Source organism: Paenibacillus sp. FSL R5-0378 (genome assembly GCF_038009285.1).
Taxonomy (GTDB): Bacteria; Bacillota; Bacilli; order Paenibacillales; family Paenibacillaceae; genus Paenibacillus_AQ; species Paenibacillus_AQ favisporus.
The window spans coordinates 5,678,384-5,701,583 of sequence record NZ_JBBPAY010000001.1; the positions used below are offsets into that span (position 1 = coordinate 5,678,384).

Here is a 23,200-nt window from a genome sequence, read left to right on the forward strand (position 1 = left end):
ATTCCGTCTTCCTATCGACCATACTTACTTATAGGTGCGCACTATACTATACTTCGTGCTCCTACTTCACGACCGCTCCGTTCGGCATGCTGTCCGGCACCGTCGCCAGCGTCAGCTGATCGCCTTGGGATGCTGCCAGAATCATGCCCTGTGACAGCTCGCCGCGCAGCTTCACCGGCTTCAGGTTGGTGACGCAGATGACCTTGCGTCCGACCAGCTCTTCCGGCGTATAGAACTTCGCGATGCCCGAAACGACCTGCCGCTGCTCGAAGCCGAGATCCAGCTGCAGCTTGAGCAGCTTGTCGGCTTTCTTGACAGGCTCGCAGGCGATAACTTGAGCTACGCGCAGTTCGACCTTGGCAAAATCTTCAATGCCGATTTCTTCCTTCAGCTCAGGCGCTTCCTGCGGCGCAGCCGCTTCGGCAGAGTTGCCGGCTTCCGCTTCCTTCGCGGGAGCTTCGGATCCGGTCATTGCCTGCTTGATGTATGCCACCTCTTCTTCCGCGTCCAGGCGCGGGAAGATCGGGTTGCCCTTCACCAGCTGCGTTCCTTCCGGAATCAAGCCGAACGTCTTGCCGCTGTCCCATTCGGTCAGCTCGCCTTGCTGAATGCCCAGCTGCTCCCAAATCTTCAGCGGAGCCTGGGTCAGGAACGGCTGCAGCAGGATCGAGCCGATCCGCAGGCTTTCGACCAGATGGGTCATGACAGACGCCAGCTCTTCGCGTTTGGACTCATCTTTTGCCAGCGCCCAAGGCTGCGTTTCGTCGATATATTTGTTGCTGCGGCTGATAAACTGGCCGATGGCCGTCAGCGCAACGGAGAACTCCATATTTTCCATCGCTTCTTCAACTTTTCCGTAAACATCCTTGGCCGCTTCCTCGAGCGACGCGTCAAACGGAGTCACGCCGGAGCGGTACCCAGGAACCCGGCCCTCGAAATATTTGTCCACCATCGCCACGGTGCGGTTCAGGAGGTTGCCGAGGTCATTGGCCAGATCGGAGTTGACGCGCTCCACGAAGCTCTCCGGCGTAAACGTGCCGTCCGCGCCGAACGGAACCTCACGCAGCAGGTAATAGCGAAGGGCGTCCAGACCGTAACGGTCGATGAGCGTGACCGGATCGACGACGTTGCCTTTCGATTTGGACATCTTGCCGTCCTTCATCAGCAGCCAGCCGTGTGCAAACACTTTCTTCGGCAGCGGCAGGTCCAGCGCCATCAGGATGATCGGCCAGTAGATCGTATGGAAGCGGACGATTTCCTTGCTCATGAGATGAACGTCAGCCGGCCAGTACTTATCGAACAGGCTCGTATCTTCCGAGCCGTAACCCAGCGCGGTGATATAGTTCAGCAGCGCGTCAATCCAGACGTATACGACGTGCTTCGGATCGCTCTTCACCTTGACGCCCCATTCGTAGGTCGTACGGGACACCGCCAGGTCTTCCAGTCCCGGCTTGATGAAGTTGTTGACCATTTCGTTCTTGCGGGACACCGGCTGAATAAAGTCCGGATGGTCCTCATAGTATTGGAGGAGCCGGTCTACATATTTGCTCATCCGGAAGAAATAGCTCTCTTCCTTCACGCGTTCCACCGGCCGGCCGCAGTCCGGACATTTGCCGTCTACGAGCTGCCGTTCCAGGAAAAACGATTCATCCGGCGTACAGTACCAGCCTTCATACTCGCCCTTGTAAATATCGCCCTGCGCCAGCAAGCGTTCGAACACTTCTTGAACGACCTTCGTATGGCGCGGTTCCGTCGTCCGGATAAAGTCATCGTTGGAGATGTCGAGCTTCTTCCACAGCTCCTTGATCCCCGCCACGATATCGTCGACGAACTGCTGCGGCGTTTTGCCCGCTTCAGCAGCCTTGCGTTCAATCTTCTGACCATGCTCGTCGGTTCCCGTCAAATAGCGCACATCGTAGCCGCGCAGCTTCTTGTAACGAACCATCGCGTCGCCGGCCACGGTCGTGTATGCATGCCCGATATGCAGCTTGTCGCTCGGATAATAGATCGGCGTCGTCAAATAAAATGTTTTCTTGTCAGCCATCGTTCATCTTCCTTTCCAAAATCGGCGTTCCTGTATCTTCTGTGCGAACACAAAATAACCCCACGAAGTGGGGCTTTTGCTGTGATACCCTGTTCAGGTACTATGCGGGGGCCCCGAGGATACAAAAAACTCCCGCCCCTAATGGGACGAGAGATTCCTCACGTGTTACCACCCAAATTCCCTGCGCCCTCGCAGGCGGCAGGCTCCATCAGTACCGGCATGTCTCAGCCGCGCACTGTCCATTATCGCTGGATCACGCCGCTCCCTTACGCATCCTCTGATTCAGGATGCTGCTCGAAAGCGGTTCCTCCCGGACCATCTTCGGAGACTTCGCTTATACCGGCTCTCAGCTGCCCCGGCTCTCTGCAATAAGCTACTGTTCTCGTACTCATCCGTTCCTCGGAAATGTCATATATTCCATAATATACTGAACCCGGATACCGCGTGTCAAGTCAGGTGTCCCTCGCCTTCGGAAGGATGAGGGGCGCCTGCGCCCCCCCTCTCCTTCCGCGGGGGAACCAGATCCACGCCGCCCGGATGAAATGGATGGCATTTGGCGATCCGTTTCATGGCGAGCCACGATCCTTTGGCGGCCCCGTGCACCTCGATCGCTTCCATTGCGTACGCCGAGCATGTCGGGTAGAAACGGCAGGTCGGCGGTTTTAACGGCGAAATGTATTTGCGGTAAATGACGATGGGGCCTTGGACGATTCTTCGGGATACGCCCATAGCATTAATGCTCCCCGGTGTGCCCGGACAGCGGATTGACACTCAGCCCCGCATCCGCAGGCTGCCGGCAGTCTTTACAATATCCGAATACTTCAAATTTATGCTTCACGACCTGAAATTCGTCGGGCGTATCCGCCATCGACACTGGGCAGAAGCTGATCGGATACGTCTTCTCGCATTGCAGGCAGATCATGTGATGATGGTGGTGGTCTTCGCTGCAGCTGGCTTTGAATTTGACCCCGTCCTCAAACACGATCTGTTCGAGAACGCCCAGCTCCTGCATAACCCGCAGATTGCGGTATACGGTATCGAAACTGAGTCCGCTGTATTTTTTGCCCATAAACTCATAGACATCCTTGGCTGACAAATAACCCGAATGTTCACCAAATAATTTGGCGAGCGTCTTGCGCTGGTCGGTTATGCGCAGTCCCTGCTCGGACATGGCGTCAATAATCTTCTCCGTCGAAAGCATACGCTCATCCTCCCATTCTATGCTTAAAGCCGTAAGCCACTCTTGTTTACAACATTTGTCTACTATTAATAATGCCTCAAATCCGGGCCTCCGTCAATGAAGCAGGGGACCCCTGACGGAGCCCCCTGTGCGCTTAGATTTTATTTAAAGTAGGATGCCAGCTGGTCTAGCATCAGATTGGCCGCAAGGACCCCGCCTGCGGTGTTCCAGATGGCGTCGTCCACGCGGTGCGCGTTGCCCTTCTTGACCACCTCAAGGTTTTTCCAAAGTTTGTCTTCGGTCCATTCCTTCTCCATCTTGCTGCCTTCGCCGTCGCCGGTTTCATAGGTAAAGTAGAACAGAATGTCGCCGTTCATGTCCGGAATGCGCTCTTTGCCGACATCGTCGGAGAACCCGGGATTATCCTGCACCGCCGGACGGGCGAGGCCCACTTCCTTCAAAATGATGCCGGAGAACGTGTCGTTATAGTAAATCCGTGCCTTGCCCGGCATAAACCGGACCATCGACACTTTCGTGCTCAATTTGTCGCCGATCTGCGCTTTCACGTCAGCCACATGCTTATCATAGTCGGCCAGTACCTGGTCGCCCTTCTCTTTCTCATCGACCGCGTCGGCCCACAACTTGAAGTTCTCCTTCCACTCACCGCGGAGCGTTTCGGAAAATACGGTTGGAGCGATGGCGGACAGCTGCTCGTAAATTTTCTCCTGGCGCATTTTCGTGCCCAGGATGAGGTCCGGTTCGAGCGCAGCGATCGCTTCCACGTTCGGCTGGCCCTCGTCGCCTACATTTTCTACGCCCTGCATTTGATCCTTAATATGGGGATACCATGGATCGCCGGTCCAAGATTTGACGGCGCCCACCGGTTTGATGCCCATGGACAGCAGCGCCTCGGTTCCTTCATTGGTCAACACGACGATTTTCTTCGGATGTGCCGGTACTTTGACCTGCCCCATAACCGTCTCAATTGTGCGGTCTGCATCGTTCGCAGCTCCCGCTTCCGTACTGCTCTCTCCTGTACTTCCAGAAGCGGTGCTGCCGCTGCCGCTGTCTTTGCCGCATGCGGACAGTACCAGCACAGCAGCCAACAGCATAAGTATAAGGCCGTTCCATTTTCTCATAAGTAAAAGCTCTCCCCTTCTAATCTCCTGATAATGATTCTCAGTATCGTCCTAATCCTAATTCATAGCGCCTGTAATGTCAATAAACTTCCTGTATGGAAGTACAAAAAACGGATATTGAAATTGAGAATCAGCCTCATTGACAAGCCTATGCGCTCCACTTAAACTTTAATATGTTACATAGAATGAACTAAAGAAATGAATGATATAGGACGTATCAGGCCCTTATAACAGGAAGTTCAATGCACAACTTTAGTTCAATCTATTTATTTACAGCCTGATTGAAAAGAGGGGTATGCCGTGCAGCCGGAATGGTTACATAGATCATCTGCCAAATGGACCGGTTTGATCGCAGGGCTCGTCCTCCTGCTCTTATGTGTTGCTGCGAGCATCCTCTTTGGCGTGCACAGCACCAATTGGAGGGAAGTTGTCGAAGCCTTTACTTCGTTTAATGGAAGCAATGAGCACATTATCGTCCGGGACGTCCGCGTGCCGCGCGCGCTGATCGCCGCCTTCGTCGGCGGAAGCCTGGGAATTTGCGGCGTGCTGCTGCAATCCCTGACCAAAAATCCGCTTGCGGATGCAGGGATATTCGGTATTAATGCCGGCGCCTCCCTGCTTGTCGTAGCTTCATTCGTCCTGCTCGGCGTCAGCTCGCTTGCTTCCTTCACCTGGATCGCTTTCCTCGGGGCGGCTGTCAGCTGCCTGTTCGTATTTATTCTCGGCTCCGCCGGGAGGCAAGGCTTAACGCCGCTGAAAATCACGCTCGCCGGGGCGGCCATTACCGCCTTCTGCAGCTCGCTGACCAACGGCATGCTCATCATCAGCGGCAGGGCCATGGAGGAAGTGCTGTTCTGGATGTCCGGTTCCGTGGAAGGCCGGAGCCTGAGCATTTTGCTGGGCCTTCTGCCTTACATGCTTGCCGCCTGGATCGTCGCCCTTCTTATCGCGTCATCCGTCAACACGCTCATGCTCGGTGAGGACGTGGCACGCAGCTTGGGGCAGAAAACCGTACTCCTCAAGCTGACCATGGGACTGCTTATCGTCGTGCTGGCAGGCAGCTCGGTCGCCGTCGCCGGACCGATCGGGTTTGTCGGGCTCGTTATCCCGCACATCGCCAGAGCTCTCGTCGGCCGGGATACCCGCTGGCTGGTCGCCTACAGCGCGCTGCTGGGCGGCATTCTGCTCCTTCTTGCGGATATTGCGTCCCGCTTTATCGCCATGCCCCGGGAGATCCCCATCGGCGTCATGACGGCGATCATCGGAGTGCCATTCTTCATCCACGCTGCGAGAAAGGGGTTGCTTCGCCAATGAGCCGTTCATCCAGACCGAAAGGCCCCATCAGCGTCCGCATGGGCGGGGATGCGGTTTCCTTTCTCACATCGAAGCGCCAGATTGCCATTCTGTGCATTCTAGCCATTGTCCTTTTACTTGCGGTCATCATCAGCATCGGCTTCGGCACCAAATACGTGAATCCCTGGGAGGTGACCCAGGCGATCTTCGGCCAAGGGAACAAGCTGGACGTTGTGGTCGTGCAGAAGCTCCGGCTTCCCAGGGTCATCGTCGGCGCATTGGTCGGGGCCTGCCTCGCCATGTCCGGGGCGATCACGCAGGGACTGATCCGGAATCCGCTGGCTTCTCCGGACGTTATGGGCGTCACGAGCGGCGCCTCTGTCGCGACGACGGCCATCATTACGCTGATTCCGTCGGCCAGCGTCTTCTGGCTGCCGCCGGCCGCCTTTGTCGGCGCCGCGCTCACCACGCTGCTGATTTATGTGCTCTCGTGGAAAAAGGGCGTCAACCCGCTTATGCTGGTCCTGATCGGCGTCGGCATCGGGGCGGTCGCTTCGGCTATCTCTACGATGCTGCTCGTCACAGGCCCGACCGACGTCGCCCAGAAAGCCTTCAACTGGCTGCTGGGCAGCGTGTACGGCAGCTCCTGGAAGCATGTCAACATGATGCTGCCATGGTTCATCGCGCTGGGCGCGCTCAGCCTGATCTTCGCCCGGCGCATCAACATGCTGCAGCTCGGCGACGACTTGGCCGCCGGGGCCGGCAGCCGGGTGGAGCGCGACCGGACGATCCTGCTCTTCATGGCCGTCGGGCTCGCCGGGGCCGGCATCTCCGTCGGCGGAGCGATCGGCTTTGTTGCCCTCCTCGCCCCCCACATCGCCCGGAAGCTGATCGGATCGTCTTACGGCTCCCTGCTTCCGGCCAGCGCTCTATGCGGGGCCATCATCGTTGTCGTGGCGGATGTCCTCGCCCGCAACCTGTTCACCCCGCTGGATATTCCGGTCGGCGTGTTTACATCGGCTGTCGGCGCGCCGTTCTTCATATTCCTGTTATGGAAGAGCCGCAGCTCTTCCTAGTACGAATACGGCAGCGAATGCATTATAAAAAAGACAAAGAAGACCCCCATCTACCGCAGCTGCAGTGGATGGGGGTCTTTTCATTGCCTATAAGAATAAGAAAGAATAATTGCTGTCTTCCATAATCATAATCCGTTACTGCTTTTGTTTACTGCTTCATCTGCGGCATCGGCATCAGGAGCAGGTTAATCGGCAGGTTGCTGCCCGGCGCCGCCGTGTACCAAATTTCTACGCTTTGCTCATAGTTTCCGGTACGGTACAGAACGCTCGTTTCGTTCGGGGCGTTGACATCCTGGGTGTTGTTCGCTGCCTGCACCTGCTGGCCGTTCACCAGAAAAATGCCGTTGTATACGCCGCCGCGAGGATTAAGCGTAATCAGCGTATTCGGAGCGACGTGGTTCAGCTTGATTTTGTACAATACACCAAAGTTGCCTGCATTTGAAGCTTCGGTTCCATAGATCCCGTCCAGTCCCTTCAGGTTCGGATCGATGTTATTGTCGCCGAGAACGATACGTGTCTCGGTGCTGCCAAGCACTTCGTCGGTCGACATGTTCACGACGGAATTCGGATACGTGCCCCGGTTGTGTACGTCGCGGTCAAGGGCCGGAAGGAATGGCAGCGACTGCAGCGGATCCTTCGTGGCGTCGAGCATAATGACGCTGTATTTTACCGGATAGTTGCTGAATGCGTCCGCCAGAACGGAAATGCCTTCACCCGGTTTCATTTTAATGTTGTTGATATTCGTCATAATGACCTTGCTCTCGCCAGGGGCGAGGGTGATATCCTGACGGCCCGAACCGCTCGTCATGGAATCAAAGTAGCGCATCACGGATGCTCTGCCGTGGCCCGTCGCATACGGGCTAGGTCCCCCCATGCCGAAGTTCTGGATGTTGATCGTGCTGCTCATGTCCAGCATCGTGTTGGTGGCGATGACGTAAACCTGCATGTTTTTATTCGTAGCATTGACATGGTGGAGCATAAACCGGGTGCTTCCGAGCGCCGTTTCCTGATACAGGAGGCCTTCGGAATATACCGTCTCCGGACTGTTGCTGCGGATCAGCGTGGCTGGATCGGAAGTTGTCGTAAAGGTCGCCGTTTTCCAGCTAGGCACTGATCCGCCGTTGAACGTAAATTTGTCTCCCACCGGCGTAAAGAGCTTGTTGAACTCGTCTTCGGTGTACAACGTTTCGTTCGTAATGACGACGGTCTTCTGGAACTCGCTTATCGCGCCGTGTTTGTCCGTTACTTTGAGCCGGATTGTCTGCGGTCCAGGCTGGAAGAACGCCTTGCGGTCGTTCAGCCATTCGCGGCTGACGATCGCGTCTTCATCATCCGTACTCTGGTCGGTAATGGTGATCAATTCACCCATTTTGTATTGTTCTTTGTCGGTTGTAAAACTAGCCACCGGCGGCTCGTTCGGCTTGAGCACGTTCACCGTGATGCTGTACGGATCACTCCACTGTCCGCTGGAATCCTGAACATAGTGGGTCACTGTATGCAGTCCGGGTTCTTGGAAAATGTCCTCTTTCCCTTCCCAGCGCTCGTCAATAATTGGCAGTCCGCTTGGAGAGGTCGCTTGGGAAATGTAGTTCACCGTCGTCTCACCTGCAAAAATTTCAGTTGGACCAACGCTGAATGTGGCTACCGGCTTCGTCGACAGGTTCAGAATGACGCGCTTTCCGGGCTGGTCGACCGTGTAAGGAATGCCAAGTGCCTGCGTGATCGACGTGAGCGGAACCATAAACGTATTTTTGTACTGATACGCAGGGCCCTTCATCGGTTTCGCCACTCCGTTGACGCGGTAGCTGCTGCTGTTCGTTTTGAACCGGAGCTCGTTGTTATCTTTAATAATAATCGTTTCTTTCGTCTTGGCGTCGTACGTCAGCTTCAGACCGACGCGCTCCACCATGGCGCGGATCGCCACATAAGATACGCCGTTCTTGACGGCCATCGGCTGGCCGGCCAAGTACAGTTTGCCGTCTTGGTACATTTTGTTGCTGTTCATCATGAGGATCAGCTGGCCGGCCTGACCGGTTGTCGTGCTTCCCGTCGCCGTAATTCCCTGCGGATCGGTGGTTGTTGTGGTGCCGCCTGCCGTACCTTCGGACTGTCCTTCGTTTCCTTGCGTGCCGGTATTTTGGCCGTCCGCCGCTTGGCCACCGTCATTCGTGTTCCCGGTGCTGCCGTCGGTTTGACCGGAAGTGCTTGTTCCGTCTGTCGTGCCGCCGTTCTGCACAGCGCCTTGCCCGGTGTTACTTGTGTTTCCGGTCGTTCCTGCGGTTCCCGAGCCTGTGGAGTCTTGGCCGGAAGTTGTCGTAGTGGTGCTTGTACCGCTTTCCATTCCCGTCGTGCCGTTCGTTCCCCCTGCATTTCCGGTTGTACCTGTCGTGCTGGACGTGCCTGCAGTTCCTGTTGTTCCGTTCGTGCTTGCAGCGCCCGAATTGCTGGAATTGCCAGTATTGGTCGTGCTGCTCGTGATGTTATTGGTGACTGCGCTTGCCGCTGCATTGTCTACACCTTGGACCGTCCCCGCATTTTGCTGGACCTGTACCGCGGTTTCCGCGCCGGCCGGCAAGACCAGAGCGGTTTGTGATGCAGCTAACACTGCAATCATGGTCAATTTCTTGAAATTCATCTCCAGACTCCTTCTGCTCCCATTTTTAAATCACGTTCTGTTCTAACGAGCCTCCTGACCCCATACAAAAAAAAGAGGCTGACGCTAGTTCCCCCCGACATCAGATCCATCAAGCTTATTTTTTTCTGATATCATTGAAAAGACATAGTATTAGACGCTTCATTCCCTGAAAAGTTGCTCTCGATTTTACAGATCTCCAAAAGAAAAAAGGAAGGATATCCCAAATGGGCATCCAACCTTTGGTAAATCTATACCGCATGCCTTTTTCTTGCGGATTATCCCGTTCACTAGGACGCCGTGGTTTGACTGCCAAGGCTAACCGGCAGCGTCCCTCCGGCCTTAGCATGCCCCGTTAGAATGGAAGCCAGCCCTTCCATAAAATAAGGCGTATTTTCGTAGCAGCACAGGTATGCCGGCGAGGCCGGTACCGCTGCCAGATCGTACGGGTTGCGTGTGGAGGCCACCACGAGCCGCTGCGGCTGAAGCGCGATCAGCCCTTCGACGAGCTTGCGCTGACCTGCAGGAAGCTCGCTGCCGGCCGTGTATGTAGCGACGACGACCTGACGATATCCTTTGGCGGCGGCCAGCACCTGTTCAACCTCGTGCAGGTCCGGCTCCGCGCTGATCGTCAGCTCATTTACGTCCTGTATGTATTCCGACAGCGCCTGCCCGAGGGTCTTCGCTTCCGTCCATGGCTCATCCACCTGTGTTTCCGAGCGGAGCTCCGGCCACACGACAAGGACCGGCTCGTCTTCCTGAAGCGGCAGCTGACCATCGTCTTTGACGAGCGTAATGCTGCCCGCTGCCACTTCCCTCAGCAGCCGCTCGGTTTCCGGCTTTTCGTGCCGTTCAAGGAAGGCTGGCGCGCTTTCCTGGGTACCCGAAGGCTGCAGCCGCTTCTCCTTCAGTTTCAGAACCCGGCTCACCGCAGCGTCAATAACGCTCTCCGGAATTCTTCCGCTGCGCACAGCCGCCGTGACCGCTTCAACCGCTTCGATTTGATCCTGAAGCGTATGGCTGACCAAGACGATGTCCGCTCCCGCTTCCACGGCAAGCACCGCGCCTTCGCCCACGCCAAAATGCTTGGCAATCGCGTGCATTTCCAGGCAGTCGGTCACGATGACGCCCTCGTAACCGAGCTGGTCGCGGAGCAAACCGGTGAGCACCGCTTTGGACAACGTCGCCGGAACCGCCTCCTTCTCGATGGCCGGGAAGACGACATGTGCCGTCATAATGACGTCCACCCCGTCCCGAATCGCCCGGACGAACGGCTTCAGCTCCACCTCGCGCAGCCGCTCCATGCCGTGCTCTACCGATGCCAACCCCAGATGGCTGTCGACGCTGGTATCGCCATGCCCCGGAAAATGCTTCGCTGCCGCCGATACGCCGTGCTCCTGGTACGCCCGAATGGCGGCCGAGCCGTGCTCAGCCACCTGCTCCGGATCTTCGCCGAACGATCGGACGCCGATGACCGGATTCCGCGGGTTGTTGTTCACGTCAAGCACAGGCGCGAAGTTCATATTGATCCCAAGCGCATGCAGCTCCTGGGCACTTATAGCGGACACCCGGTAGGTAAAATCCGGGTTTCCCGTCGCCCCAAGTGACATGTTTCCCGGAATGCGGCTCACCCTGCGATGGTCGATGCGGGCCACCATGCCGCCTTCCTGGTCGATGGCGATCCACATCGGCAGCTTCCCCTGCTTCGCGGCCATCTCCTGCAGGGAGGAAGACATCGCGGCCACCTGTTCCGGCTCACCGATGTTCCGGCGGAAATAGATGACGCCGCCTACATGGTACTCCTCAATCAGACGGCGGATTTGCTCATCCGGCTCCTGCGCGTGGAACCCGCAGATGAACATTTGCCCGATTTTTTGCTCAAGCGGTAGATCCGATACTAACATGACATGCCCACTCCCTATTCATATATTGCTCCGCCGATCGTCCGCTAACCCGCCGTTCTTCCCTTCGTCTGGTCACGGAATTCGGACGGTGTCAGCCCGGTATGACGCTGGAACACTTTGGTAAAGTACCTCCGCTCCTGGTAGCCGATGCTGCTGCCGATTTGCGTGATGCTTTTGTCGCTGTGGGTAAGCAGATATTTAGCGGTTTCGATCCGTTTCCCTGTCAAATACTCGACAAAGGTGACGCCGAGATGATTTTTGAACAGCAGGCAAAAATAGCTGCAGCTGATGCCCAGGTGTCCCGCCAGCTCCTCGATGCCCAGATCGCTGCCCAGCCGTTCGCCGATATAAAGAATCGCTTCCGACATCAGCTGCTGCGGGGTCTTTCTTGCCCCGCTGTCGCTGCTGTCCTCCTCTATCCGGGCGACGGTCACCTGGAACGGATCGCTCCGCCGTTTCCGGAGAATATCCTCACGGGCGGAGCGGATCGTATTCTCCAGCTCCTTGTAATGGATCGGCTTGCAAATGTACTCCCTGACATTATACTTGATCGCCTGCCGGGCATACTCAAATTCCTGATATCCCGTTAGAAGAATGATTTCAGCGGCGGATCCGCCTTTGCGCAGCTCGCCGATCAGGGTCAGGCCGTCCATCACCGGCATGCGAATGTCGCACAGCACGATATCGGGGGTATGGAGACTGCAAATGTCCAACGCCTCCTGTCCGCTCCGGGCGGTATAGACCTGCATCTGCATGTCGTTCCACGGAATAACGCTTTTCAGATTGTTCAGAATCGGGGCTTCATCATCAACCAGCAGCACGTTCAGAATCATCCATGTCCCTCCACTCGTTGTCTGGTATGATACATTGGATTATCGTTCCGGTGGTCCCGGACGAACAAATGAACAACCCGTATACATCGCCGTAGTGAATCCGGATGCGGTCGGCAACACTGCGTACGCCGAGTCCCCTCCGCTCGTGGTTCACCTGCATATCCTTCGATTCCGGCGGTTCCCCGCCATCGCTCTTCATGTATTCAAAAGCCGCCAGCTGCCGCGGACTGATGCCGATGCCGTTGTCCTGTACCTGCAGTACGAGCCGGCCGCGCTCTTTCCAGCAGGACACATAAATCATGCCCTTATAGCCGATCCCTTCAAAGCCGTGCTGGATGCAGTTCTCGACGAGCGGCTGCAGGGTCAGCTTCAGCACGCTGCGGCTCCGCAGCTCCGGCGGAATATCGATCTCATATTCAAACAAATCCTGAAACCTGAATTTCTGGATTTCCAAATAGCTCTGCAAATGCTCGATTTCCTGGCCAAGCGTAATCTCCTCATTGTCCTGGATGCTGATCCGCAAAATGTTGCCAAGCCGGTGCACCATTTCGCTGACCTTCTCCCCTTCGTTCTGAACCGCAAGGACGTTGATCGACTCGAGCGTATTGAACAGAAAATGCGGCTTGATCTGGGCCTGGAGCACCCGCAGCTCTGCCTTCGCCTTCTGCTTCTGCTCCTTCTGGATCTGTTGGAACAGGCCGTTGACCCGTTCAACCAGATCGTTAAAGCCCTTCGCCAGAATATGCAGCTCGTCTTTGCCCCGGTGGTGCACCTGGACATTGAAGTCCCCGCCTTCCACTTTACGCATGAAGCGGACGATGACCGCGATCGAGCCGGTAATCCGGTTCATGAAGACCATGTTGAAGGTCACCGCCGCCAAAAGGCAGACGAGCGTAATGCCGATAAACCATTTGGCAAAGACCAGCGTTTCCTGTGACAGGGAGCTCCACGAAGTGACGGAAACGAGACTCCAATTGTATTCTTTCATATGATAAATCGAAACGATGCTTTTTTCCCCGTTAAACGCCGTCTTGAAGCTCTGAAAATCACCGCCGAACTTGACGTCCCTCTTCATCACGGACTGGATTGGCTGGCCGTCCAGCACTTTATTCGGATCATACAGAATAAGTCCTTTATCGTTTACGAGCATAAAATCGGTGGACTGCATATCTCGGTTTAAAGACAGGTTGCGGAAGATCAGCTCGATATCCCAGTTTTTGATTTGGGTCACCAAAATCCCGATATTTTTAAAATAGCTCAGCTCCTTGATGAGCCGAATTTGTGTAAACACCGGGTCGGATCCGGTGATTTCCGGGTATTCATGCGGTCCGAGCCATTTGGGGACCCCGTTCAGGGCCATAACTTCTTGATATAACGGATGGGCTTTAAACTCTTCGAATGACAGCGTATTAAAGTCTTCCTTGGTGAAAATGGAGACCGTGCTCGACGGTCCGCTGCCCTGCAGGTTGTACAGATAGGCATAACTGATGGCAGGATGGTTGTACAGCAGGCTCCGGAAGTTGCGCTGGCTGTTGTTCAGGTTCAGCTGCTCGGCATCGTTCAAATCCTGTTTGGTCGGGTCCTTGGCGATGAGCGCCATATGAAACACCGAGGTCGCGATGCCGTTATCCGTCACGTTGTCCATCTGCTTCAGCACGCTGTTGATGCTGTAGCTGATCGCTTTAAGGGAATATTCCGTCTGCCGGCTGTATTTGGTCTCAATCGAATGAGAGGTCACCATAAAGGTGACGACGCCCAGCACGCACAGCGGAACGATGATCAGTGTAACAAATGCCGTAAACAATTTTACCCGCAAATTCATTGGCATTCATCCGTTTCTTCGCATGTTATCCCTTAACACTGCCTGCTGTAACGCCTTCAATGATTTTCTCCTGAAGGATCGCGTAAATCACGATGACAGGTACGACGCTGTAGACGATGCCGGCTGACATCTGCGCGTAATTCATCTGGTATTGATCCCGGAACTGCACCATCCCGACCGGGAGGGTCCGCAGCGAATCATTGGAGAGGAAGTAGTTGGCTAGCAAAAATTCGTTCCAGTTGCCGAGGAAGTTCACGATAAACACCGTAACCATGGCCGGAACCGTCAGGGGTACGACAATTCTAGCAAATATACCCTGGGCTTTCAACCCGTCCATGACGGCTGCTTCCTCGATTTCACCGGGCAGGGACCGCATGAACGCCGCCAGAATGATGACCGAGAACGGGAGCGCATTGGCGATGTAAGGAATGATGAGCGCCAGATGCGTATCCAGGATCCCAAGCTTGCGTACGAGCAGATAAATCGGGAGCATAAGCGCGTTGTTCGGGATGAGCATGCCGACCAGGATCAGGCCGGACAGCAGCGCGCTGATTTTGAAATGCCGCATGCGGGTTATCGCAAACGCAAACATCGCGGCGATCAGGATCGATACGACGGCCGACAGAATCGAGATATACAGACTGTTGAAAAAATAGGTGCTGATCTTGGCGTTGACCCATGCCTCCACGTAATTACCTAACGCAAACTGCTTTGGTATGCCGAACGGGTTCAGGGCGATCGCATTGTTATCCTTTTTGACCGAAGAGAAGAGCACGAACAGGAACGGGAAAAGAATAACTAATAAGTAGGCCATCAAGACGATGTGGGGCAGCAGTTTTTTGAGCCTGTTCATCAGTATTCAATCCTTTCGCTGCGCCTTGCAATCAACAGTTGGTACAGGGCGGTCAGTATTAATGTAAAGACGAAGATGAGAACGGAAATGCTGTTGCCGTACCCGTATTTGAAGTTGGTAATGGCATATTTGATCATGTAGGTGGCCATCACGTCGGTCGAACCCGCCGGTCCGCCCTTCGTCATGACGATGACGATGTCCGCGGCTTTCATCGCGCCTGCGATGGACAGCATAATGACGACGGAGATGATCGGCTTAATGAGCGGCAGCGTAATGGAGAACGCCCGCTGTACAGCCGTTGCCCCGTCGATGGCGGCGGCTTCGTCCAGCTCGCGGGGAATGGAAATAATGGCGGCGAGAACCATGACGATATAAAAGCCGGTCCACTGCCAGGCATTGGTAATCAGGATGGACAGCATCGCGTATTTTTCGTCGGACAGCCAATACAGCGGTTCGATGCCGAACACTTTCAAAATATTGTTCAGCAGCCCGATGTTCGGCTCATAAATAAATCCCCAGAGGATGCCGATCACGGCGGTGGACATAATCGAAGGCAAAAATACCGCCGTCTTGTACAGCCCCTTCAATTTTTTGACATGGGCGATCAGGAGCGAAAAAAAGACGATCAGCGGCACTTGGATTCCGCAGGAAAACAAAATGAAATAGCCGTTGTTTCGGACTGCGGTCCAAAACCGCTTCTCCGTCAGCGCCTTCACGAAGTTGTCGAAGCCGATGAATTTCGGATCGCTGGATACGCCGTTCCAGCTCGTCAGGCTGTAACGGATCGAGCTTACAATCGGATACAGAAAAAACATGGCAAACAAAATCAAGCAGGGAAGAATAAACAGGACGTAGAGCGCAGGATTCTTCAATGCTTTGTTCATGGAGTTCCTCCCAACGCGGGCGCTTGGTCGTCCGCCCGAAAAAATGTCATGCTCCCTCAGACTTGAGGGGGTTGAGTAAAAAACAGGTGCCCCGGTTTGACCCGAGGCACACCGCATCAGCTGCCGTTATTCTTCCAGTGAATTCGCTTCCTCTTGTGCCTTCTGGAGCGCTTCGCCCATCTTCTCAGGCGTCGTCTGGTTGCCGATCAGCTTTTGAATCTGAATGTTGCTGATTTCCGTCGTCACGTCAGCCTGTACGAGCGAGTCGAATGCCGGGAAGGAGGATTGGGCCGAGTTCAGCACGTCGACGATTTGCTTCATCAGATCGTCAGTAATGCTCGACTCCAGCACAGATGCGTCCAGCTTCATGGCCGGCAGGACCCCGTCTTCCACCAAGCCGCGGATCTGCATTTCCTCATTAAACAGGTTCTTGATAAACGCTTTCACTGCTTCCAGCTTGCGCGGATCCTTGGCGACCGCGGACGAGAAGCCGTAGCCGTTGTTGACGTCGCGCATCAGCGCCGTCTGATCGCCTACACCGCCGTCCACCGGCGGAAGGTTGAAGAAGCCGACTTTACCGATCATGCCTTCGCCGGATTCCCCTTGCTTGAACACCGAAGACTTCCAGGTTCCGTCATACATCAGAATGGCTTCCCCGCTCGTAAATTGGGTCGTGTACTCGGCGTATTCAAAGCCCAGCTCGCCCTTTTTGAAATAGCCCTTGTCGACCCATTCCTTATGCTTCGCAAACGCCTTGACCATGTTCGGATCGTTCCATTTGGCTTCGCCGGTAGCGAATTTATTCGTAATGTCCGGTCCCGCGTAGCGCGACCACAGATGGTTGGTCAGCATCAGCGGCACCCAGCCTGCCTTGGAAGCTGCCGCCATAGGCACCTTGCCGTCGGCCTTGATCGCGGCCAGCTGCTCTTCCAGCTCGGCGAACGTTTTAGGCGGCGCCCAGCCCTTTTTATCGTAATACTCCTTGTTGTAGAAGAAACCTTCGCCAGATCCGCCGATCGGCAGTCCGTAGACCTTACCTTCGTAAGTGAACGGCTCGAGCGAGCTGAACTTATCCTTGATCCCCAGCTCCTCAATGATCGGCGTCAAATCAAGCAGCTTGCCCTCTTTGGCGTACACTTTGGAATCGGGGCTGCCGAACAGGTCGAAAATATCAGGCGGATTGCCTGCCGCCATTTCGCCGCGCAGCTTCTCTTTCCGGTTGACGTCGGATTCCACGCCATCCAGCTTGAACGTTAACCCTTCGATTTCGCCCTCCGTCTTTTTCACGACGTCCTGCAAAATGGCAAAACGCTTCTCTTTGTCCTGGCCAACCTGCGTATGTCTCAGTGTCAGCTCGAACGGTTCGGCCTTTTGCGCTTCCTCCGTCTTCGGCTCCGTTCCCGATGAACCCCCGCCCGTCTCTCCGGCCGATTTGTTATCGCTTCCACAACCGGATAACGCGAGCGACGCCGCAAAACATAACGAGATCAGCAGCATCAAACTTCTTTTCATCTTCATCTGGTTTAGCCCCCCTTAGCAATCTGGTTTACATGCTTAATTATAAGAAGCGGCCGCCAGATCCGTAAGGAGAATATTCCGCTAATGCAGGGGGAAAATCTTCTACAACAAGTGAAAATAATCACATTGTTAGAAATTTGACACTTTTCGCCCGCCCGGCGCGCACTAAGCCGCTCGTATTCCCGCTATAATATGGACAAAGGCAATCACATTACAGCAAGTCAAAAAGGGGAAATGAACGATGAGCACACTGCCTGCACTCGAGGACACGGTCCGGAATACATGCTGCTTCTCGGACGCCAACTTCACACGGATGCTTTCCATGATGACGGAAATCAAGATGCCTGCGGGTTCCCACCTGTTCTGGGAAGGGGATGCTGCCGACAGATTTTACTATATCTACAGCGGATGCGTTAAATTAAGCAAATCTTCGGTCGAAGGGAAAGAGCTTATCGTCTATATGTATACAAGCGGCGATATCGTCGGCCAGGCTGACCCGATCGGCAGCCGTACGCACAGCTATACCGCCGAGGTGCTTGAGGACAGCGTCGTCGGCGTGATCGACCAGCAGGATATGGAATTCCTCATTTGCCAGGACGGCGCTTTTGCGATGGACTTTATGAAATGGATGGGCAATCATCACCGCCTCACGCAGACCAAGTTCCGGGATCTTATGATGTACGGCAAGCCCGGCGCGCTCTGTTCGACACTGATCCGGCTCGGCAATACGTACGGAGAACATACCGGAGGGCGTATCATCATCCATAAAAAGCTTACCAACACGGATCTTTCGAACCTGATCGGAGCTACGCGCGAAAGCGTCAACCGGATGCTGGGCGACCTCCGCAAATGCGGTGCGGTGGACATTGTGGACGGCCTGATTGTCATTAACGACATTTCTCATCTGCAGGGCATCTGTCACTGTGAGCATTGTCCGAAGGAAATATGCCGGATTTAAGAAAAATCATCACTTCCCTCTGCGTGCAGCGCAGGGGGTTTTTCATGCGCTACAAGGAGGCTGTATCGCTTCGATTCCTTTCTACCACCCTCTAATTTTTCTCTTTCCACCCTTCCAAATACCTATATTCATTAAAGCGCTTTCTTCATATACTATTAAATGATTCTTAAGACCTATATATAATGCGGAATAAAGAACCGATCAATTGGATAGCACCTATTTCCAAGGACTCATCCACTACGCAGATCTACCTATTATGTCGTGGGCCTGCTATCAGACTACAGATCCTTGTAAGGAGGACTGAGATCCGCCAATACCAGGAACATCATAAGTCATACCCGCTGTCAGATCTGGTCATAAGGAATCGTGTTTGTCGTGAAAGAGGGTCCATCGAATCAGGTAGTACCGCATATCATATAAAGGAGTGTACCGATTGTCATGTCAAGTAAATATTCATTGCGTTCAGGATGGATTGCCGCCTTCGTTGTATTATGGTTTGCCGCAGGTCTCTTCCCCGGAAATGAGGCTAAAGCGGAAGGTTACACCAAAGCCACCTGGCTGTGGAACACGGTGCTGATCAAGACGGAAGCCAAGGAGATGCTGAAATTTTCGGCCGATCACGGCGTCCGTACGATTTATCTCCAGACCAACAGCGATATTCCTGCTTCCTACTATAAGAGCTTCATTAAGCAGGCCGGAGCTTTGGATATCCGGGTCGATGCGCTCAGCGGCGCCCCGTCCTGGGGACTTACGTCGGAACGTTACAAAATCACAAGCTTCCTCGATTGGGTGAAGGCGTACCAGAACGGCGCTGCAGAGGACGAGAAGTTCCAGGGCGTTCATGTCGACATCGAACCCCACGTGCTGCCTCAATGGAAGTCGGACCAGACCTCGGTCATCCGCCAATGGCAGGAGAACGTCCAGTATTTAACCGATCATGTGCGTGAAATGAATCTTCCCGTTGCCGCCGATATTCCGTTTTGGCTCTGCAACTATACGACAGCGGACGGAACAAGCACGCTGAGCCGCTTCATGATCAGCCAATATGACGCCGTTGCGATCATGTCCTACCGGGATACCGCCGACGGCATCTACAGCACCGCCAAGCGCGAACTGGAAGAGGCGAACTATCTCGGCAAGCCGGCCTTTGCTTCTGTCGAAACGAAGCCGAGCAGCGAAGGCGAATTTATTACCTTCTATGAGGAAGGAAAAGCTTATATGGACTCCCAGTTGGGCAAGCTGCAGCAATTGGCGCAGGTCAACACCTCATTCGCAGGGGTGTCCGTCCACGACCTCGACGGCTGGAGATCGCTTATAGACTAACCCGAACCGCAGAAAAGCCCCTGAGTGCCTGAATTAACGGCGCCCGGGGGCTTTGTCTTTTATTTATGCGACCGGATCGATCTGTACGGCAGCCTGCTTGCCGCTCACCTGGATGCCTGTTTTGGCGCGGCCCCACTCCTTTAATTCCCGAACCTGGTCCTCCAGCAGAACCTTGGCGGCGGCGCCCTCCTTGCCCTGCACCCGGACCACCAGCATGACGGCATTTCCCGCTTGTAATATTCGCACGGCCTGCTGCTTCTTCGTGTCCAGATCGTGCTCCTCGATGTTCGGGGTCAGCCGGATCTCCTTCACCTTTACTACCCGGTCGGAAGATTTGGCTTTGGCTGCCTGGGCTTCCTTCTTGGCGTCGGCGGCAGCCACCAGCCGGCAAGGCGGCGGACTGCTCATCAGCGACGTGCAGACGAGGTCTACTTTCAGCTTGCGGGCCATGGCCAATGCTTCCCTGGTCGGGACGACTCCGATATTCTCGCCGTTCAAGCCGGTTAATTCCACCTCGGAAGCCTTGATCTTCTCATTCATCCACATAGGGGTACCCTTCCTTTTACACACGACATGTATCATTTATTCTGGATTTTCATTTCACATTCGCTGTCAGCCAATTCGGGCTTGTCCATTTGCTTCTATTGGGTTTGTCCATTATACGCTTGCCCGTTCCAGCCTGATTTCCACTTCATCCTGCGGCGTCAGCTTCATTTCCAAACCGCTGTCCACCAGTTCCTTCCCGTTCACCTTGACGACCCACTTCTCCACCGATTTGGGACTGTACCCCTGGACGGTGTCTACGTACATTTTATTGTCCGTCAGCTTCACGAAACCGCTGTGCGCCATAACGTCCCTGACGCTTTGATTATTCGTGTACGGAAATACATAAGAATGCGTCATATCAGGCTTCATGGACCCGCCGTCCAGCTTCAACACGGTAAATTCGGGAGCCTTTGCATCTTTCCCGTCCTTTTTGGGATCAGCGTACTGAATGTTGATGGAAATTTCATCATGGTCCTGCAGGACGGTGTCGAGATTATCCTTGCCCAGCTTCTTGCCATTGATTTCAAATGCCCACTCAAATAAAGGATCCAGGGACACCTGGCTGATCGTCAGGACGCTTCCGTTGTCGCTAAAACCGACAATGCCGCTTCTCTTCAACCCTTCCCGGACCGTCACGCCCTGCTGCAAATATTGCTGTAAATTTTGGATGACCGCCGGTGAGAAGAAGCCGTCTTTTTCAGAGAGAGAGACCTCCCCATTGACGTCATTCGAATAAACGTTGGCCGATGCCTCCTCCTGGTCGGCTTGTTTGCAGCCTGTCAGCAGCAGTGCTGCTATGATCAACATGATGAATGCAGCGTGTAAAACCGGCTTCCTCATCGAATAACCACCTTTGCTTCCGCAATCTCGCAGGACTCTTCCAAAACGCAAATAGAGCCCTCCCCTGAGGACTCTATTTTACCATATTCGAGCCGGGCCCGCATAATCCGCGCATTCCGGCAGATGTTTCCTATGAATCGATAAGAGGCTCCATGAACGTCCGAGTGCCGTCGGTATTTTTCAAATAAGGGCCCAAACCGAGAAAATTCGCCTGGTCCACGTATACGCCTGTCATCCACGTGCCCTCCAGCACCTCTCCCCCAAACTGCAGCATCAGCGGCGGAGCTGAAATATATTCCTGGTAGATCGGAAATTTCGTGTTGTGTTTCTTGTAACTTTTGCCAAGCTGGATCAGAGGGGCTTCATGGACATAGGTAGGCACAAAATAAGTGGAGATGACCTCCAGTTCTTCTTCTGTGAAAAAAGGAGTGTCGCCGAGAAAGGGGTGAAACATGGTGATTTCTTCATACTGGGACCAGATGATGACCTGCAGCAGCATGCTCTGATGCCGGCCGTTGTGAAAGATGTATTCATGCTTGGACGTTCCGTCCGAGGCATGATTCGCATCAAGGCTCTCGACATTATGCCGCTCACAGCCGATGCATTTCCAGCCCGTAGGACCTTGAATCCATTTCTGAAAAATCGTACTGCTCTTGTCTTTGTCTTCGTCGGCAGGTGACGCCTGAGCAGGCCTGTCTAAAGTCCAGCGTTTCCAAATCGATTCCGGCCAATACCGGCTCAGCATGCTGAGTGTCTTGTCGTAAATGCCCCGAACCTTGACCGAAGCGCTTTCAAGCTCGTGTACATCGTCCTTGCCGTACCCGATTCCCTGGGAGAATATGATCTTCCTCATCGTCATCCGCCTCCTTATACGCCGAAAAGGCAGTTTTTTACCAATTATACTACAGACTCCGTCATTTGGTGCAAGTCTTTTCCTATAATTAACAAAAACCCTCCTTAATGGAAGGAAGGTTTGTCGTTAACGGGTTTCCCGTAGAACCGTACCTTTCGGACGGTTTTACAGCTCAACCCACTGTTCTGCCCACTCTTGAACCTGCTCCATAACGGGACGCAGCGCTCGGCCTTTATCCGTCAGCTCATATTCGATACGGACAGGCGTTTCGGGATAAACGTGCCGAACCAGAATTCCTTCCGTTTCCAAGTCTTTCATGCGTTCGGACAGCATCTTATCGCTCATCGAAGGAATTAATTTCGATATATCCTTGAACCGTTTCGGACCATCCATCAGGGAAAAGACGATTAAGCCGTTCCAGCGTTTCCCTAATATGGAGAAAGCATTTTCGAATCGCGGACACATGTTAAATTGTTGTTGATTCATGATCTTCACCTCTTTACAGAATCCATGTAAACAGTTACGTCTCATGAACGCTTACATTAAGTTAGTATATTTCATTTTACCACATTTTTGCGCAAAATGAAACAAGACAACTGCTGGAAAGCTCCGCAAATGTTCTCTCCCTTTCAAAACGGGACTCCCGATTCCTTGCTGATCCCATGATCTACAGATCATCCGAAAATCATGCATGCTCTGCAAGCAAGCAAAAAAGCGGCGGTTGGACCGCCGCTTTAGGCTGATGCGCCTTGCGAAAACTTACAATACTGCCGCCGGCTTTAGTTCTCTGACCGGCTGCATGTTGCCGAATACCGGAGCCGGCGTTTGGAGAGGATACGCCCAATTGATCGCGTTGGCGATGACTTTCAGGATTTCCGGCTGGTAATAGGTCGGGAACGTCTCATGGCCTGGACGGAAATAGAAGATCTTCCCTTGGCCTCTGCGGAAGGTGCATCCGCTTCTGAACACTTCGCCACCTTCAAAATTACTGATAAACACGAGCTCATCCGGAGCCGGAATATCGAAAAATTCGCCGTACATTTCCTCATGCTCGAGGATAATTTTGGCGTCAATGCCCATGGAAATCGGATGGGACGGGTTCACGTTCCAAATGATTTCCTGCTCCCCTGCTTCTCTCCACTTGAGGTCGCAGGAGGTTCCCATCAACGCTTTAAACGGTTTGGAGAAATGGCCGGAGTGCAGCACGATGAGTCCCATGCCGCCTAGCACGCGTTTTACGACACGCGCCACCACTTCGTCGCTGACCTGGTCGTGGGCCATATGGCCCCACCATACGAGCACGTCCGTGGCATTCAGCACTTCTTCGGTCAATCCATGCTCCGGCTGGTCCAGCGTTGCCGTTGTAATCGCAAAGCCGTTGCCGTCCAGCCCTGCGGCCAGTGCGGCATGAATGCCTTCCGGATAGACTGCCTTCACTTCGTCGTGAATATTTTCATGAACGAATTCGTTCCAAATGGTTACATTAATCAATGATTTATCCC

Annotated in this window: 20 protein-coding genes; 4 read left to right on the forward strand and 16 right to left on the reverse strand. The window is 54.2% G+C overall.

Annotated elements, in window-relative coordinates:
- Positions 1-61: 61 nt before the first annotated feature.
- The 4 genes from metG to MKY74_RS26390 form a co-directional block, all read right to left on the reverse strand.
- The gene (metG, locus tag MKY74_RS26375) at positions 62-2,044 is read right to left on the reverse strand and encodes a methionine--tRNA ligase (RefSeq protein WP_076169994.1); all 1,983 of its coding nucleotides are present in this window, start codon (positions 2,042-2,044) and stop codon (positions 62-64) included.
- A 447-nt stretch (positions 2,045-2,491) separates the two neighbouring features.
- Entirely contained in the window at positions 2,492-2,773 is a 282-nt protein-coding gene (gene yidD, locus MKY74_RS26380; RefSeq protein ID WP_076169993.1) for a membrane protein insertion efficiency factor YidD, read from the reverse strand.
- Positions 2,774-2,777: 4 nt separating this feature from the next.
- On the reverse strand, positions 2,778-3,245 hold the full coding sequence (locus MKY74_RS26385; RefSeq protein ID WP_076169992.1) for a Fur family transcriptional regulator: 468 nt from the start codon (positions 3,243-3,245) through the stop codon (positions 2,778-2,780).
- A 140-nt stretch (positions 3,246-3,385) separates the two neighbouring features.
- Positions 3,386-4,363 (reverse strand): ABC transporter substrate-binding protein, encoded by a 978-nt coding sequence (locus tag MKY74_RS26390; RefSeq protein WP_076169991.1) that lies wholly within the window; start codon positions 4,361-4,363, stop codon positions 3,386-3,388.
- A 300-nt stretch (positions 4,364-4,663) separates the two neighbouring features.
- Between MKY74_RS26390 and MKY74_RS26395 the strand changes: the two genes are divergently transcribed.
- Both MKY74_RS26395 and MKY74_RS26400 read left to right on the forward strand, forming a co-directional pair.
- Positions 4,664-5,677 carry a FecCD family ABC transporter permease gene (locus MKY74_RS26395; RefSeq protein ID WP_076169990.1) on the forward strand — a complete coding sequence of 338 codons (1,014 nt, stop codon included), beginning with the start codon at positions 4,664-4,666 and terminating at the stop codon, positions 5,675-5,677.
- Positions 5,674-6,732, forward strand: a complete 1,059-nt coding sequence (locus MKY74_RS26400) for a FecCD family ABC transporter permease (protein WP_076169989.1) — start codon at positions 5,674-5,676, stop codon at positions 6,730-6,732. The genes MKY74_RS26395 and MKY74_RS26400 overlap by 4 nt, the downstream gene beginning before the upstream one ends.
- Before the next feature lie 148 nt (positions 6,733-6,880).
- Here MKY74_RS26400 and MKY74_RS26405 read toward each other — a convergent pair whose 3' ends face one another.
- The 7 genes from MKY74_RS26405 to MKY74_RS26435 all read right to left on the reverse strand — a co-directional run bounded on the left by MKY74_RS26405 (position 6,881) and on the right by MKY74_RS26435 (position 17,172).
- Positions 6,881-9,367: a copper amine oxidase N-terminal domain-containing protein gene (locus tag MKY74_RS26405; protein ID WP_076169988.1), complete on the reverse strand. Its 2,487-nt coding sequence runs from the start codon at positions 9,365-9,367 to the stop codon at positions 6,881-6,883.
- A 287-nt stretch (positions 9,368-9,654) separates the two neighbouring features.
- Positions 9,655-11,268: a beta-N-acetylhexosaminidase gene (gene nagZ / locus MKY74_RS26410; protein ID WP_076169987.1), complete on the reverse strand. Its 1,614-nt coding sequence runs from the start codon at positions 11,266-11,268 to the stop codon at positions 9,655-9,657.
- Positions 11,269-11,312: 44 nt separating this feature from the next.
- Positions 11,313-12,101, reverse strand: coding sequence for a response regulator transcription factor (locus MKY74_RS26415; protein ID WP_234489329.1), 789 nt, complete (start codon positions 12,099-12,101; stop codon positions 11,313-11,315).
- Positions 12,076-13,923, reverse strand: a complete 1,848-nt coding sequence (locus MKY74_RS26420) for a cache domain-containing sensor histidine kinase (RefSeq protein WP_076169986.1) — start codon at positions 13,921-13,923, stop codon at positions 12,076-12,078. The genes MKY74_RS26415 and MKY74_RS26420 overlap by 26 nt, the downstream gene beginning before the upstream one ends.
- A gap of 25 nt (positions 13,924-13,948) precedes the next feature.
- Positions 13,949-14,776 carry a carbohydrate ABC transporter permease gene (locus MKY74_RS26425; protein ID WP_076169985.1) on the reverse strand — a complete coding sequence of 276 codons (828 nt, stop codon included), beginning with the start codon at positions 14,774-14,776 and terminating at the stop codon, positions 13,949-13,951.
- A complete protein-coding gene (locus MKY74_RS26430) occupies positions 14,776-15,660 on the reverse strand; it encodes a carbohydrate ABC transporter permease (RefSeq protein ID WP_076169984.1) in 885 nt (294 codons plus the stop codon). The genes MKY74_RS26425 and MKY74_RS26430 overlap by 1 nt, the downstream gene beginning before the upstream one ends.
- Positions 15,661-15,786: 126 nt before the next feature.
- Positions 15,787-17,172, reverse strand: coding sequence for an ABC transporter substrate-binding protein (locus tag MKY74_RS26435; protein ID WP_179232148.1), 1,386 nt, complete (start codon positions 17,170-17,172; stop codon positions 15,787-15,789).
- Between the two features lie 247 nt (positions 17,173-17,419).
- Here MKY74_RS26435 and MKY74_RS26440 point away from each other — a divergent pair, with 247 nt between their 5' ends.
- The gene (locus tag MKY74_RS26440) at positions 17,420-18,136 is read left to right on the forward strand and encodes a Crp/Fnr family transcriptional regulator (protein ID WP_076169982.1); all 717 of its coding nucleotides are present in this window, start codon (positions 17,420-17,422) and stop codon (positions 18,134-18,136) included.
- Between the two features lie 438 nt (positions 18,137-18,574).
- Positions 18,575-19,459, forward strand: a complete 885-nt coding sequence (locus MKY74_RS26445; protein ID WP_076169981.1) for a hypothetical protein — start codon at positions 18,575-18,577, stop codon at positions 19,457-19,459.
- Positions 19,460-19,522: 63 nt separating this feature from the next.
- On the opposite strand, the gene infC is transcribed toward MKY74_RS26445, so the two are convergent.
- The 5 genes from infC to MKY74_RS26470 all read right to left on the reverse strand — a co-directional run bounded on the left by infC (position 19,523) and on the right by MKY74_RS26470 (position 23,189).
- Positions 19,523-20,005: a translation initiation factor IF-3 gene (infC, locus tag MKY74_RS26450; protein WP_076169980.1), complete on the reverse strand. Its 483-nt coding sequence runs from the start codon at positions 20,003-20,005 to the stop codon at positions 19,523-19,525.
- Between the two features lie 111 nt (positions 20,006-20,116).
- Positions 20,117-20,845, reverse strand: coding sequence for a hypothetical protein (locus MKY74_RS26455; protein ID WP_076169979.1), 729 nt, complete (start codon positions 20,843-20,845; stop codon positions 20,117-20,119).
- Between the two features lie 130 nt (positions 20,846-20,975).
- On the reverse strand, positions 20,976-21,698 hold the full coding sequence (locus MKY74_RS26460) for a hypothetical protein (protein ID WP_076169978.1): 723 nt from the start codon (positions 21,696-21,698) through the stop codon (positions 20,976-20,978).
- A gap of 165 nt (positions 21,699-21,863) precedes the next feature.
- Positions 21,864-22,184 (reverse strand): winged helix-turn-helix transcriptional regulator, encoded by a 321-nt coding sequence (locus MKY74_RS26465; RefSeq protein ID WP_076169977.1) that lies wholly within the window; start codon positions 22,182-22,184, stop codon positions 21,864-21,866.
- A gap of 273 nt (positions 22,185-22,457) precedes the next feature.
- Entirely contained in the window at positions 22,458-23,189 is a 732-nt protein-coding gene (locus MKY74_RS26470; protein WP_076169976.1) for a ThuA domain-containing protein, read from the reverse strand.
- Positions 23,190-23,200 lie beyond the last annotated feature (11 nt).

Bases quoted from the DNA above. Each gene is read 5' to 3' on its own strand.
- metG (WP_076169994.1), bottom strand. From the start codon at position 2,044: ATGGCTGACAAGAAAACATTTTATTTGACGACGCCGATCTATTATCCG.
- yidD (WP_076169993.1), bottom strand. From the start codon at position 2,773: ATGGGCGTATCCCGAAGAATCGTCCAAGGCCCCATCGTCATTTACCGC.
- MKY74_RS26385 (WP_076169992.1), bottom strand. From the start codon at position 3,245: ATGCTTTCGACGGAGAAGATTATTGACGCCATGTCCGAGCAGGGACTG.
- MKY74_RS26390 (WP_076169991.1), bottom strand. From the start codon at position 4,363: ATGAGAAAATGGAACGGCCTTATACTTATGCTGTTGGCTGCTGTGCTG.
- MKY74_RS26400 (WP_076169989.1), top strand. From the start codon at position 5,674: ATGAGCCGTTCATCCAGACCGAAAGGCCCCATCAGCGTCCGCATGGGC.
- MKY74_RS26405 (WP_076169988.1), bottom strand. From the start codon at position 9,367: ATGAATTTCAAGAAATTGACCATGATTGCAGTGTTAGCTGCATCACAA.
- nagZ (WP_076169987.1), bottom strand. From the start codon at position 11,268: ATGTTAGTATCGGATCTACCGCTTGAGCAAAAAATCGGGCAAATGTTC.
- MKY74_RS26415 (WP_234489329.1), bottom strand. From the start codon at position 12,101: ATGATTCTGAACGTGCTGCTGGTTGATGATGAAGCCCCGATTCTGAAC.
- MKY74_RS26420 (WP_076169986.1), bottom strand. From the start codon at position 13,923: ATGAATTTGCGGGTAAAATTGTTTACGGCATTTGTTACACTGATCATC.
- MKY74_RS26425 (WP_076169985.1), bottom strand. From the start codon at position 14,776: ATGAACAGGCTCAAAAAACTGCTGCCCCACATCGTCTTGATGGCCTAC.
- MKY74_RS26430 (WP_076169984.1), bottom strand. From the start codon at position 15,660: ATGAACAAAGCATTGAAGAATCCTGCGCTCTACGTCCTGTTTATTCTT.
- MKY74_RS26435 (WP_179232148.1), bottom strand. From the start codon at position 17,172: ATGAAAAGAAGTTTGATGCTGCTGATCTCGTTATGTTTTGCGGCGTCG.
- MKY74_RS26440 (WP_076169982.1), top strand. From the start codon at position 17,420: ATGAGCACACTGCCTGCACTCGAGGACACGGTCCGGAATACATGCTGC.
- MKY74_RS26445 (WP_076169981.1), top strand. From the start codon at position 18,575: ATGTCAAGTAAATATTCATTGCGTTCAGGATGGATTGCCGCCTTCGTT.
- infC (WP_076169980.1), bottom strand. From the start codon at position 20,005: ATGTGGATGAATGAGAAGATCAAGGCTTCCGAGGTGGAATTAACCGGC.
- MKY74_RS26455 (WP_076169979.1), bottom strand. From the start codon at position 20,845: ATGAGGAAGCCGGTTTTACACGCTGCATTCATCATGTTGATCATAGCA.
- MKY74_RS26460 (WP_076169978.1), bottom strand. From the start codon at position 21,698: ATGAGGAAGATCATATTCTCCCAGGGAATCGGGTACGGCAAGGACGAT.
- MKY74_RS26465 (WP_076169977.1), bottom strand. From the start codon at position 22,184: ATGAATCAACAACAATTTAACATGTGTCCGCGATTCGAAAATGCTTTC.